Here is a 13949-nt window from a genome sequence, read left to right as displayed (position 1 = left end):
CTAAGAATGTTACGATTATCGAAACATATCGCTCATTTATTCTTGTTATCACTACTGTTTGTAGGTAGTGCCATTGCTGCGCAGCCACTTTGGCAAGTTTTGCCAGAGACTATCAATAAAAGCGTTAGTGATCCGCGAGAATATAAAGCTATCAAACTCAATAACGATATGACGGTTTTACTGGTTTCAGACCCTAAGGCGACTAAGTCGTTAGCGGCAGTTTCATTACCCGTAGGGAGTATTGAGAACCCGAATAGCCAGTTAGGGCTTGCTCACTACTTAGAGCACATGGTGTTAATGGGCTCTAAAAAATACCCTGAACCAAGTAGCTTCTCGGAGTTTTTACAAAAACACGGCGGAAGCCATAATGCTAGCACGGCACCTCATCGCACCGCTTACTATTTTGAAGTTGAAAATGGGGCGCTTGAGGCTGCCACGGATAGACTCGCGGATGCACTCGCGGAGCCGTTACTTGACCCCATAAATGCAGACAAAGAACGTAATGCTGTCAACGCTGAACTCACCATGGCTCGTGCTCGTGATGGTATGCGTATTTGGCAAATTCGTTCTGAAACGCTAAATCCAGCCCATCCAAACTCTCGCTTTGCGGGCGGAAATCTGGAAACGTTGAAGGACAAACCGAATAGCAAACTCCAAGATGAGTTAGTGAGCTTCTACAAACGTTATTACTCAGCAAACTTGATGAATGGCGTATTGTATGGCGACCAATCTATTGAACAATTAGCGAAAATTGCCAATGAAACTTTTGGCCGTATTCCTAATTTTAATGCTTCAGTACCAGAGGTTACGATCCCCGCAGTGACGGATAAAGAAAAGGGGATAGTGATCCATTATGTTCCTTCTCAGCCACAAAAAGCATTGCAAATCGAGTTTAGCATCAAAAACAATATGGCCGATTTTCGTAGCAAAAGCGATGAGTACATTGGCTACTTAATTGGAAATCGTAGCCCTGGAACGTTATCTGATTGGCTTATTTCTCAAGGATTAGCAGAAGGCATTAGCGCATCTGCCTCGCCAAATGCAGATCGTAATTATGGTTCATTCTCTATCTATGTCACGTTAACTGATAAAGGGTTAGCGGAACGAGATCAAGTTATCGCGGCTATTTTTGCTTATATTGATTTGATTAAAAACCAAGGGGTTAGCGAAGATTATTTTGATGAAATAGCCAAAGTGCTTAATTTATCATTTCGTTATGGCTCCATTGTCAGAGACATGAACTATATCGAATGGCTTTCTGACCAAATGATTACAATGCCCGTTAATCACGTTCTAGATTCTGATTATGTTGCGGACAAATATAATCCTACAGCGATAAAACAGAGACTTTCTGAACTGACAGCGAAAAATGCACGTATTTGGTTTATTAGCCCGAACGAACCGAGTAATAAAAAAGCTTACTTTGTCGATGCGCCTTATCAAGTCGATAAAATTAGTGAAAAACAGTTCACGGAATGGGCTGATTTAGAGTCAAAAATGACCTTTAAATTACCAAAATTAAACCCTTATATTCCCGATAACTTATCACTGATTAAAACGGATAAAGCGTATAAACATCCTGAAATGGTTTATCAGGAAGGGAATATACGTGTGCTGTATATGCCAAGTCAGTATTTTGCTGATGAGCCGAAGGCAAGTATTACGTTAGACCTGCGTTATAACGATCAAGACAAAACAGCAAAATCTCAAGTGGTAGGTTCTTTACTGCAATATATTTCATCGTTAAAAATGGATGAATTACAGTATCAAGCCTCCGTTGCTGGGATGTCCGTCTCTGTCTCTCAAGGGGTTGGATTACAGTTAAATGCGAGCGGCTATACTCAGCATTTATCGGAGCTGTTTTTATCCATGACCAAAGAGTATTTAAGTTTTGAGCCAACAGAAAGAGAGTTGATTCAAGCAAAATCTTGGTACAAAGAACAAATCGAAGTGGCAAACAATGCGAAAGCATACGAGTTAGCCATGCAGCCATTGCAGCGCCTTAACAGTGTTCCTTATTTTGAACAGGAGCAACGATTAGCGGCTTTAGACACGATCACTTTGAAAGATATTACGGACTACCGTAATTCCGTCGTTGAAGGAGCCGCCTTACAAGCATTAGTTGTGGGTAATATTACCCAGCAGCAAAGTGTTCAAACTATCCAAGATGTCAGTAAGCTGTTAAAGAGCAAAGGTAAAAATTGGTGGAGTGGTGACATCGTTGTGGTGAATAAGGCCTATCTGGCAAATTTCCATAAGCAAGGTAATAGCAGTGATAACGCATTGGCTGAGTTATTTATTCCAGATGGTTATGACCGTATCGATGGTGCGGTTCTGTCTGGTATTTTATCTAAAATTGTTCAGCCGTGGTTTTATGACCAATTACGAACCAATGAACAACTAGGTTATGCCGTATTTGCTTTCAAAGTAGGGCTTGGTGATCAGTGGGGGATTGGTTTCTTGCTGCAAAGTAATGCCAAAACACCAGATTATCTCAATACTCGCTATCAAGACTTTTATCAGGTCACGCTGGGTAAGCTGAAAAAATTACCTTCTGCTGAGTTTGAGCAATATAAACAATCGATTATTACTGAAATGAAACAGCCCCCACAAACATTCTATGAAGAAGTAGGGCGCTACGGTTCCGATTTTTCTCGTAATATTTTCAGTTTTGACTCTCGAGATAAAGTGTTATCGAGATTAGAGGCAGCCACTCAAGCTGAAGTGATTGCTTATTATGAAAATGCGGTTTTAAAACACCGAGGTTTAGCGATGGCATCTCAAGTTATTGGCCAGGGTGTTGATGAAAAATCAGGATATGCAAAACTGAAAAATTGGGTGTTGTACCCACAAGCGTCAGATCTTCAGAAAATGTTACCTATCAAGGAAAATGTTGAGTGAATAAGGTGCAGATGAGTTCCCAATTGTTAGATGCTTATACACTTCCGTTACGTGGACAGCGATTAATTGAGGCATCGGCTGGTACAGGCAAAACCTATACGATAGGGATCCTCTATCTGCGTCTATTATTAGGTTTAGGGAATGAAAATGCATTCCCTCGACCTTTAAGTGTTGAAGAAATTCTGGTTGTGACCTTTACTGAGGCGGCGACCAATGAATTACGTGGGCGTATTCGTGAGCGTATCCATAAGATGCGTTTGGCGTGTTTACGTAATGGTTTGGGATTCGAATCGGAACCGGAGTATCTCACTCTGTTAACAGAATTACCGAGCGAAGAACAACGCGCTTTTGCGGCGAATTGGCTATTAGCCGCTGAGCGTCAAATGGATGAAGCGGCTATTTACACCATTCATGGTTTTTGCCAACGAATGTTAGCGCACAATGCGTTTGAATCAGGCATTTTGTTTGAACAAACCATGATCCAAGATGAATTTCCAATCCAGAAACAAGCATGTGCGGATTTTTGGCGTCGTCATTTTTATCCTCTGGATTATTCGATTACCAAAGTGGTTAATGCCGAGTGGAAAGGACCTGAAGCGCTATTGAACGATATTAAACCGTTCTTGCAAGGGGATATTCCCACCATTATCAATCAGCCGGAATTACCTGAAACCCTTGAAGATCGCCATCAACGTTTGATTGGTTTAATTCAGGATTTAAAAGACTTATGGGCAAAAAATGTCGCTGATTTTGAAAAGCTCATCTCTGATTCTGATGTAGACAAACGCAGCTACAGCGCACGTTATTTACCTACATGGTTAGAAAAAATAACTGAATGGGCAGAGAAAAGCACTGATGATTATCAACTGCCGAGAGATATTTTAGAGCGTTTTGCTCAATCTCGATTAGATGAAAAATCCAAAAGCGGTTCAGGGCCTTCTCATGCAGTCTTTAGATTAGTTGATGAGTTGCTCGCCCAAGCGCTGACGATTAAAGATTTGATTATTCCTCAGGCGATTAGTGAAGTTCGCCAAACTATTGCTCATGAGAAGCAAACGCGCGGTGAGTTAGGTTTTGATGATTTACTGACTCGCTTAGATAGAGCGCTGCATCAAGATGGTGGGGCATTACTTGCTGAAGCAATTGCTAGGCGTTTCCCTGTTGCGATGATTGATGAGTTTCAAGATACTGACCCACAGCAATATCGTATTTTTCAGCGTATTTATCGGGAAACTAACGATACCGCATTACTGTTTATCGGAGACCCGAAACAAGCCATTTATGCATTCCGTGGTGCGGATATCTTCACGTATATTGCGGCTAAAAAGCAAGTTAGTGCTCACTATACGTTGGAGACAAACTATCGCTCATCCCAGCGTATGGTTGAAGCAGTAAATCAAGTTTTTCATCATGCTGAAAAACCATTTATTTTTGAACAAATTCCATTTCAAAGCGTTAATTTTGCGGCTCATAATAGCTACAAAAAGCTGATCCATGATGGGAAAGAAGTGAAAGCGCTCACTTTCTGGCAGCAGCAAGCTGAGGCGGTCTCTGTTTCGGAATATGAACAAGCTCTTGCACAGCAATGTGCGGCACAAATAGGGCAATATCTTGCTGGTGGCCAGCAAGGTTCTACTTACTTTGAAAACCAACAGCAGCAAACGCCTGTAGAAGCTTCCGATATCACCATATTAGTTCGGAGTCGTCGTGAGGCGACATTAATCCGTGATGCACTGAATCAACTTAATATCCCATCGGTGTTCCAATCAAATCGAGAGAGTGTGTTTGCGACTCAAGAAGCCAAAGAAATTCTCTGGCTATTATTGGCAGTATTAACACCAGAAAAAGAACGCGTGTTGCGCAGTGCCTTAGCAACGGGATTATTGGGTTTAACGGCAGAAGATATTGATAACCTAAATTACGATGAAAAAGCGTGGGAAAATGTCGTTGATGAGTTCGCTCACTATGCTGTAATTTGGCGTAAACGCGGTGTTTTACCCATGTTACGTGGGATTATGTCCAAGCGACATATCGCTGAAACCTTGTTATCAGGTTCTGAAGGTGAACGCCGTTTGATGGATCTCATGCATATTGGAGAATTACTGCAAGAGATGTCTCTCCAACTTGAAGGTGAGCACACACTAACTCGTTGGTTAGCGCAGCAGATTGCCCACCCAGACCATCAATCTGATGCACAGCAAATGCGCCTTGAAAGCGATAGACATTTGGTGCAAATCAGCACCATACACAAGTCCAAAGGGTTAGAATATAAAATTGTCTGGTTGCCGTTTGCGAGTAACTTTTTACCTCAATCAAAAGGCCTGTTCCATGACCGTGATGATTACATTACGAAGCTCGACCTTGATGATTCTCAAGAGTATGTCGAATTAGCAGATGAAGAGCGCTTAGCTGAGGATTTACGATTATTGTATGTGGCACTCACGCGCGCTATTTATCATTGTAGTGTTGGAGTCGCACCGCTTATCAAAGGTAACCGTAAAAAAGCAGGTAATACGGATTTACATCTATCGGCTCTGGGATATTTGCTGCAAAAAGGTCAAGAAGGTGACAGTGCTTTACTCAGCAGCATGCTCAATACACTCAGTAATGAAGTGATTGATGTACAACCGATCAATTTCCCTGAAATGGTGAGGCTGAATTTAACCAAAGAGACCAGTGACGAGTTATCCGCAAGAGCGGTTTCTCGACGCTTTGATGATAGCTGGCGTGTAACAAGCTACTCGGGTCTGAGTTATAGCGCATCCCATGGAGAGGAAGAGCAGGCCTTATCGGCTGAGCAATTTGCTAACTCATTAGCCCCTAAGATGGATATTGAAGTCAGCCATGATGTAGAGACACAAGAAATACAAGAAAACCTACTGAGCCCCCACCAGTTTCCTAAAGGTGCTGCCCCCGGTACATTTTTACATGGTTTGATGGAAGAAATTGATTTTTTAGGTGATATTTCATCAGAATGGTTAGAAGAAAAACTGCAAATAGCAGGCTTTGATACTCAATGGGTTACTATGTTACAAGGCTGGTTGAATGCCATTCTTAATGTACCATTAGCCGATGATGGGCTCTGTTTGTCGGCTATTCCAGCTCAAGATAGACTGGATGAAATGCAGTTCTATTTACCGATTGATAGCTTGCTCAATGCAAAAGATGTTGACCGCGTTACTCACAAGTATGACCCCCTATCAAAACATTGTCCTCCGCTTAATTTTGAGCAGGTACAAGGTATTTTAAAAGGCTTTATCGACTTAACCTTCTGTTGGAAAGGACGGTTTTATTTATTGGATTATAAGTCCAACTATTTAGGTGAAGATGCCTCTTATTATACTCAAGAGGCGATGGCAGAAGCGATGATTGACCATCGATATGATCTGCAATATCAGCTTTATTCGCTGGCATTACACCGTTTTTTACAACAAAGGATGCCACATTACGATTATGAGACCCATTTTGGCGGCGTTTATTATCTGTTTTTACGGGGAACGGAACGCATAGATTCTCAAAATGGCATCTTCTTTTATCGGCCAACAATTGAATTTATCAGTGAGTTTGATGCGCTATTTCATGATGCTCAATTTAAGGAGCCACAATGATGAAAGCGTTATTTAATCAAGCTATTGAAGAACGTATATTTACGCCTCTTGATGTGCAATTTGCCTATAACATTGCGAATGAAGATAACTCGATTTTATTGTTAGTGGCGGCACTGCTTAGTGCAGAAACCATGTCTGGGCATGTCTGTCTAGCATTGGATGATATTCGCCCAGACGTGTTATTTATGGGAAGACATCCTGAATTTACAGCGCAATTATGGCACATGATTGGGGAGCCAAATCAAGCCGCTATCAGAGCTGCATTATTATCGAGCGAATCAGTGTGTGAAGTAGGGGAAGAGTTTGTTGCTCCATTGCTGCTATCAGGTGATTTCCTTTATTTTCAGCGTATGTGGCAATACGAGCAGTGCGTAGCTCACTTCTTTTCAGAGACTGAATTAGCCGATGTTAATAATACTAAAACGGTTAATAATGCTAAAATTCAGCCGATTTTAACGGAGCTATTCCCTGAATCAGCGCAGATAGATTGGCAGAAAATAGCTGCCGCTGTTGCCTTAACGAGCCGAGTCTCGGTTATTTCAGGGGGGCCTGGAACGGGTAAAACGACGACGGTAGCGAAAATTTTAGCTGCGCTGATTAAGTTAGGCCATCAACAGCAACATCGTTTGCGTATTGAATTAGCCGCCCCAACAGGTAAAGCCGCCGCTCGTTTAACAGAGTCATTGGGTTATGCGATGAAACAGCTCCCATTAAATGATGATGAGCGTGAATTACTCCCCACTCAAGCCAAAACATTACATCGACTATTGGGCGCTCAGCCTGAAAGCCAGCAGTTTCGTTATCATCGTGATAACCCGCTTGCGCTCGATATCTTGATTGTTGATGAAGCCTCAATGGTAGATTTACCCATGATGGGTAAGCTCATTGAAGCACTGCCTGATTCAGCCAAATTGATATTTTTAGGCGATAAAGATCAGCTCGCGTCTGTTGAAGCGGGGGCTGTTTTAGGGGATATCTGCCGTTTTGCGAACAAAGGCTATAGCCCTGAGCGAGCAGCTCAGCTGGAGCTATTGGCAGGATGCTCATTAAGTGAATTTACTTCAAATAAAGGGCCTGCTATCCGTGATAGCTTATGTCTATTAAGACACAGTTATCGTTTTTCTGCCAATTCAGGAATTGGTCAGCTGGCTTTCGCTGTCAATGCCGGAAATGTGATGCGGGTGGATGATATTCTTGCGCAGAGTTTCACGGATATTCATAACTATATTCCTAGCACTATCTCTAGCAATAACTTAGATAATGAAAGCGATGCCGAAGCCGAAATTAGCGAAAGTTACGCTAACATGTTATTAGATGCGGTCGGGTTCTATCAGCACTATTTATTAGCCGTTAAAGCGGGAGAAAAACCTGCTGATGTCCTACATAAATTTAATCAATACCGTCTACTTGCCGCATTGAGGGAAGGGGCTTACGGGGTTTCAGGTCTAAATGATAAACTTGAAAAATTACTCCATCGCCAAGGGTTAATTACAAAACCGTATAACTTGCAGCATAAGCATTATGTTGGAAGGCCAATCATGATCAGTCGCAATGACAGTGCGCTAGGTCTCTTTAATGGCGATATTGGCATTATCTTGTTAGATGAAGAGCGGCAGATGAGAGCCTACTTCCAGTTTCCTGATGGTACGATCCGCGGGATCCAACCAAATCGACTACCAACACATGAAACGGCATATGTGATGACTGTTCATAAATCTCAAGGTTCGGAGTTTGCTCATACCGCCTTGGTGTTACCTTATGTATATTCACCCGTGATCACCCGTGAGCTCGTCTATACCGCGATGACACGAGCTAAGAACGAACTTTCATTGTATGGCAGTAAAAAAGTGTTACGCCGTGCGATAGAAACCCCCACTAAACGTCGTAGTGGTTTAGCACTACAGTTTGAAAAGTTAAATTAATTCCTAGACATTTAAGGTACCAATATGGAAAACCAGCAACAAATGACCGCCGTGACAGTAACATTGAATGCTAAAATTGATCCTGCTCGCCGTGCAGATTTGGAAGATGCATTTGATGAAGCCATGGAGAAATTAGGTAAAGAAGGGCAAATCCAAATCAGTGGTGGTGGTACCCAATTAGGTGAAAATGGCGAAGTTGCTGAGTGTGATATTGAATTGGCACTAAGCGATGCAAGTGATGAGAATATCAGCCTAATTATTCAAATGTTTTCGGCGATGTTAGCCCCTAAAGGCTCTCGTTTAACTATTCATGGTGAAGACGTTAAAATTGATTTTGGGGCGGATGAAGGGCTGGCGATTTATTTCAATGGCACAGATTTAGCTGATGAAGTCTATGAAAATAATGATATTAACGATCTTTTTGATCAGCTTGATGAAGCGGTCGAAGATATCGGTGGGATCCACAGTGTTTGGGATGGCCCAACAGAAACTGCATTCTATTTTTACGGAAGCTCTTTTGCTGAAATGGAAGCGATTTTACGCCCACTATTAGAGCAAAACCCTCTGTGCGAAAAATGCCGAGTGGTGCAAATCGCTTAACTTAATATTAAGCCGCATTAAAGTAAAACCCAGAATATTACTTGAATATCTGGGTCTATGGGCGCTCGTTAGGTCTTGTGGTGAACTAATTTGTTTGCCAACTTTCAGGGCGATTTCAAGCAGCTTGGCTTTTAATATCCAGCATTAAGATTTTCGATTTACGCTGATAGTTATAAAGTGCCTGCTTTTTGACAGGAAGCATCTCAATTTCGGCTGGAATAAAACCACGTTCTTGGAACCAATGAATGCTCCGTGTGGTTAAGACAAACAGTTTATCGAGCTCTAGTTGCTTAGCTTGCACCATAACCCGCTGTAGGAGCTCTTCGCCCCGAGAGGAGCTACGATAATCAGGGTGAACTGCTACACAAGCCATTTCTCCTAGTTTCTCTTCGGGATATGGGTAAAGTGCTGCGCAGGCGATCACCAAATTATCGCGTTCAATAATCGTGAACTTATCGATCTCCATTTCGAGTTGTTCCCGTGAGCGTCTAACCAGAATACCTTGTTGCTCAAGGGGTCTGATTAGCTCTAAAATCCCACCAATATCATTGATATTCGCGCGGCGAGTCTTTTCTGAGCTTTCCATGACTATCTGTGTACCGATACCATCACGGGAGAAGAGTTCTTGGATCAGCGAGCCATTTTCTTGATAGCTAAGTAGGTGGCTACGGCGTACACCTCGGCGACAGGCGGCAGCTGCACCACGCAAGAAACGAACTGTTCCAGAATAATAATCCCCTTCAGACTCTAATTCCTGGATCCGAGTTTCCGCCTCATTCGGGAAGAGCTCAGACAGAATATTACCGTCCTTATCAGCTACCCCTTGAGATGAGCAGAAACCAATCAGTTTTTCGGCTTTGATTTTAACGGCAAGCTGAGTTGCGATCTCTTCCGAGGTGAGGTTAAAGCTTTCACCTGTTACAGAAACCGCCACGGGACCAATTAAAACGATAGATCCATTATCGAGTTGAGCATTGATAGCATCTTCGTTGATGCGACGAATACGGCCGCTATGGCAATAATCAATTCCATCATCGATACCTAAAGGCTGTGCAATCACAAAATTACCACTCACGACGTTAATATGTGCCCCTTGTAATGGCGTATTGCCTAAACTCATCGATAAACGAGCTGTAATATCGAGCTGTAATGCTCCAGAAGCTTGCTTAACGTATTCAAGGGTATTCGCATCAGTGACACGGGTATGTTTATGATAAATGGCATCATAATTATGTTCAGCAAGGATCTCTTCAATTTGAGGTCGAGCGCCATAAACAACGACAATACGAATACCAAGGCTATGGAGTAATCCTATATCATTGACAATACTTGGAAAATTATCATGCGCAATTGCTTCGCCGCCAAGCATGATGATAAATGTCTTGCCACGGTGGGCGTTTATATAAGGTACCGAATGGCGAAATTCATCAACCAACTCGGTGCTGCGCTCTTTCATAACTACCCTCTTAATTGAATTTTTATTCGCAATAACTGTATTTTTATTCTTTTTGGCGGAAAATATCAAGTAAAAGTTAAGACAATAAAAGTAACAAATTTATTTTTAAGGTTTACATATCTCTAAATATAAATGGTTATAATCATAACAATACAATCTGCATATCAGATAATTGCCAATAAATGTTATTCGACAATTGAGCATCATTAACTATTTAAATTACGCAAGTATGGCGTTTATATTGCATTGAGTAGATGCGTGCTGGGATATAAATAGAATAGATTGGTAATGACAAAGGATGAAGAACTAGATAGAGTGCGAATTAGTCGCTAATATATTATCTCTTGTCTTAGATATTATTAAACTTTTCAGGATATAGATTCGGAATTATTGATGAGTCATCAAGACCACAGCCCATCAAAACGTCGCCTATTGCAAGGTGCGGCGGCGGTAATGCTATTAAGTGTCAGCCCATTCGGTTTTGCTGCCAGTAGTAGTATTGTTGCCGTTCGTATTTGGCCAGCCTCGAGTTATACCCGTATTACTCTAGAATCCAGCATTCCTTTAAAGTATCGCCAGTTTGTTTTAAACAATCCTGAGCGTATTGTTGTTGATTTAGAGGGTGTTCAATTAAATAACGTTCTTAAGAACATGGGAAGCCAAATTCAGTCTCGAGACCCTTACTTAAAATTAGTGAGAGTCGGGCAGTTTGATCCTAAAACGGTACGTTTGGTTTTTGAAGTTAAAAACAAAGTGTCTCCTCGATTCTTTACCCTTCCGCCAGTCGCTGAATTTAAACACCGCTTAGTCATGGATTTCTATCCAGGTAAAGGTGTTGAAACCAACGACGATCCATTATTGGCACTCCTTGAAGATTACAACAAAGGTGATTTAGAAGAGAGCATGCCAGTACAGGCGAAAAAACCGGGGAAAGCGGGTACCGATAGGCCAATTGTTATTATGATAGACCCAGGGCACGGTGGGGAAGACCCCGGTGCGATTGGTAAATATAAGACCCGTGAAAAAGATGTGGTTTTACAAATCGCTCGTCGCTTGAAAACGTTGATTGATAAAGATCCGAAAATGCGGGCATATATGACGCGTAATGAGGATGTCTTTATTCCGTTAAAAGTCCGTGTGGCGAAAGCAAGAAAAATGCAGGCAGATTTGTTTGTTTCTATTCATGCGGATGCATTTACCAACCGTTCAGCGAATGGTTCATCGGTCTTCGCACTGTCCACGAAAGGGGCAACCAGTAATACGGCGCGTTACTTAGCTCAAACGCAGAACGAAGCTGACTTAATTGGTGGGGTGAGTAAAAGCGGTGATGTGTATCTCGATCACACCATGTTAGATCTGGTGCAAACTGCAACGATCAATGACAGCTTGAAGTTTGGAGATGAAGTTTTAAAACGCATGGGCCGCGTTAACCGGCTACACAAAAACAGAGTGGACCAAGCGGGCTTTGCGGTACTGAAAGCCCCTGAAATTCCATCTATTTTGGTGGAGACCGCCTTTATCAGTAACTTAGAGGAAGAGCGTAAACTCAAAACCGCTAAGTTCCAACAGCAGATGGCTGAGTCGATTTTTGAAGGGATCAAAGCCTATTTCCGTAATGGCGGTGAGTTAGCTATCCGTAATTAATTGTGATATTTTGCGTGTCGAAGAAGGTGGCAAACAGCAATGTGAGTCGCCTTTTTTATTGGCTGAAATAGAGAAATTAAGTATCAGATTAAATATTGATATGGCTAAGGAAAATGAAGTAAAGGGTATATAAGAAAAGAAAAAAGAATTGGTTGCGGGGGCTGGATTTGAACCAACGACCTTCGGGTTATGAGCCCGACGAGCTACCATGCTGCTCCACCCCGCGACTGAAGAGGTTAAATATATCAGGAATTGGTTGCGGGAGCTGGATTTGAACCAACGACCTTCGGGTTATGAGCCCGACGAGCTACCATGCTGCTCCATCCCGCGCCTGAATATTTCACTACTTTGGGATACTACTTTGATTTTACTGCTTAAATTACTTTGACTGAATCAAGTTTGACTAAATCAAGAAATTGGTTGCGGGGGCTGGATTTGAACCAACGACCTTCGGGTTATGAGCCCGACGAGCTACCATGCTGCTCCACCCCGCGTCCGATAGCGGGCACTATACTCGGGATGAGATCTGATGCAAGTTTTTTCGTGTTTTTTTTTCATTTTTCATTAATTGGCGTTTGAAAATCGCACAAAATGTAGTTTTTTTGTTCTTTAAAGGTTTCTAACCCAAAAATAACCTCACTAAATATTTATAGCCGTTTCATTCTCAATTTGGGTTTGCTATTGTGCGCTTCATATTGGATATGAGTTAGGTGGTATAAAGATGAATTCATGGCAGAAAGGGTTAATTGCGGGCGTCTTCTTTTCTTTATTGGCTGGGTGTCAATCTCATCCAACAGATAAAGGACAACAATATAAAGACGGTAAATTGCACAGCGACTTGCAACAAGTTAATCAAATTAACGTACAAGGACGACCAATAAATGCGCCAGATTTCAATCGTCAAGTGACGGAAATTCAAAATTCATCACCACGCTTATTCAACAGCAATAATGAAACCTACCATGCAATAGAAAACTGGTTAATGGCAGGGGGCGATCCTGCTCAGTTATCACGTTTCAATTTGTCGGCTTTTCAAATGGAAGGGATGGACAATTACGGAAACGTCCAATTCACGGGGTACTACACTCCAGTAATTGAAGCTCGCCGCTCGCCGCAAGGTAATTACCGCCATCCATTGTATGGTATGCCGTCAAAAGGCAAGGGGCGCTTACCTAGCCGCGCACAAATATATAATGGTGCACTCAGTAACAATCTAATCCTGGCTTACAGCGATTCTTCTGTCGATAATTTTATGATGGAAGTCCAAGGCAGTGGTTACGTGGATTTCGGCGATGGTAGCCCACTGAATTTCTTCGCTTATGCAGGCAAAAATGGCCATGCATATAAAAGTATTGGCAAGGTGCTAGTTGATAGAGGTGAAGTGCCTTTAGAAAAAATGTCCCTACAGGCTATTCACGACTGGACAAACACCCACAGTGAACAAGAAGTGCGTGAATTACTTGAGAGTAATCCATCGTTTGTTTTCTTTAAACCGCAATCTTTTGTCCCTGTAAGAGGCGCGAGTGCGGTGCCATTAGTGGCAAAAGCATCGGTAGCATCGGATAAAACTTTGATCCCACCGGGAACTGCATTATTAGCAGAAGTTCCTGTGCTAGATGGAAATGGGAAATTTACGGGTAGATACGAAATGCGTATGATGGTAGCCCTCGATGTGGGCGGCGCAATTAAAGGGCACCATTTCGATATTTATCATGGAACAGGGCACGATGCAGGTAAAATGGCCGGTTTTTATAACCACTATGGCCGAGTATGGGTTCTGAAAAAGAGTCAGCCTGTTTTTAGTGCGATGTAGTACCC

General features: G+C 42.2%; 7 protein-coding genes and 3 tRNA genes. 6 read left to right on the top strand and 4 right to left on the bottom strand.

Translation table 11 applies throughout. The features are described 5' to 3' along the window. The first annotated feature begins 6 nt into the window (after nucleotides 1–6). Genes ptrA through LDO73_RS14200 form a run of 4 tightly spaced genes read left to right on the top strand, consistent with a single transcriptional unit; the run spans nucleotide 7 to nucleotide 9031 of the window. Complete coding sequence (gene ptrA / locus LDO73_RS14215) at nucleotides 7–2901, top strand: pitrilysin (RefSeq protein ID WP_224058844.1); 2895 nt, start codon at nucleotides 7–9, stop codon at nucleotides 2899–2901. Continuing rightward, nucleotides 2898–6509, top strand: a complete 3612-nt coding sequence (gene recB / locus LDO73_RS14210) for an exodeoxyribonuclease V subunit beta (RefSeq protein ID WP_224058841.1) — start codon at nucleotides 2898–2900, stop codon at nucleotides 6507–6509. The genes ptrA and recB overlap by 4 nt, the downstream gene beginning before the upstream one ends. Then, on the top strand, nucleotides 6509–8431 hold the full coding sequence (recD, locus tag LDO73_RS14205) for an exodeoxyribonuclease V subunit alpha (protein WP_224061191.1): 1923 nt from the start codon (nucleotides 6509–6511) through the stop codon (nucleotides 8429–8431). Before recB ends, recD begins: the two co-directional genes overlap by 1 nt. A 24-nt stretch (nucleotides 8432–8455) precedes the next feature. Then, nucleotides 8456–9031 carry a hypothetical protein gene (locus LDO73_RS14200; RefSeq protein WP_224058827.1) on the top strand — a complete coding sequence of 192 codons (576 nt, stop codon included), beginning with the start codon at nucleotides 8456–8458 and terminating at the stop codon, nucleotides 9029–9031. Between the two features lie 115 nt (nucleotides 9032–9146). Here LDO73_RS14200 and argA read toward each other — a convergent pair whose 3' ends face one another. Beyond that, nucleotides 9147–10487 carry an amino-acid N-acetyltransferase gene (argA, locus tag LDO73_RS14195; RefSeq protein WP_224058824.1) on the bottom strand — a complete coding sequence of 447 codons (1341 nt, stop codon included), beginning with the start codon at nucleotides 10485–10487 and terminating at the stop codon, nucleotides 9147–9149. Nucleotides 10488–10880: 393 nt separating this feature from the next. On the opposite strand from argA, the gene amiC reads away from it, so the two are divergent. Next, nucleotides 10881–12131 carry an N-acetylmuramoyl-L-alanine amidase AmiC gene (gene amiC / locus LDO73_RS14190; protein WP_224058821.1) on the top strand — a complete coding sequence of 417 codons (1251 nt, stop codon included), beginning with the start codon at nucleotides 10881–10883 and terminating at the stop codon, nucleotides 12129–12131. Between the two features lie 149 nt (nucleotides 12132–12280). Here the strand turns inward: amiC and LDO73_RS14185 are convergent. The 3 genes from LDO73_RS14185 to LDO73_RS14175 all read right to left on the bottom strand — a co-directional run bounded on the left by LDO73_RS14185 (nucleotide 12281) and on the right by LDO73_RS14175 (nucleotide 12625). Next, nucleotides 12281–12357: transfer RNA gene (locus LDO73_RS14185), tRNA-Met, on the bottom strand. Between the two features lie 27 nt (nucleotides 12358–12384). Continuing rightward, nucleotides 12385–12461: transfer RNA gene (locus LDO73_RS14180), tRNA-Met, on the bottom strand. Between the two features lie 87 nt (nucleotides 12462–12548). Next, nucleotides 12549–12625, bottom strand: a tRNA-Met gene (locus LDO73_RS14175). Between the two features lie 227 nt (nucleotides 12626–12852). Between LDO73_RS14175 and mltA the strand changes: the two genes are divergently transcribed. After that, complete coding sequence (gene mltA / locus LDO73_RS14170) at nucleotides 12853–13944, top strand: murein transglycosylase A (protein WP_224058818.1); 1092 nt, start codon at nucleotides 12853–12855, stop codon at nucleotides 13942–13944. Nucleotides 13945–13949: the final 5 nt, after the last annotated feature.

It is taken from the genome of Providencia alcalifaciens, assembly GCF_915403165.1.
Taxonomy (GTDB): domain Bacteria; phylum Pseudomonadota; class Gammaproteobacteria; order Enterobacterales; family Enterobacteriaceae; genus Providencia; species Providencia alcalifaciens_C.
The sequence above is the reverse complement of the archived record's forward strand: the minus strand, read 5'-3'. Positions and strand labels throughout refer to the sequence as shown.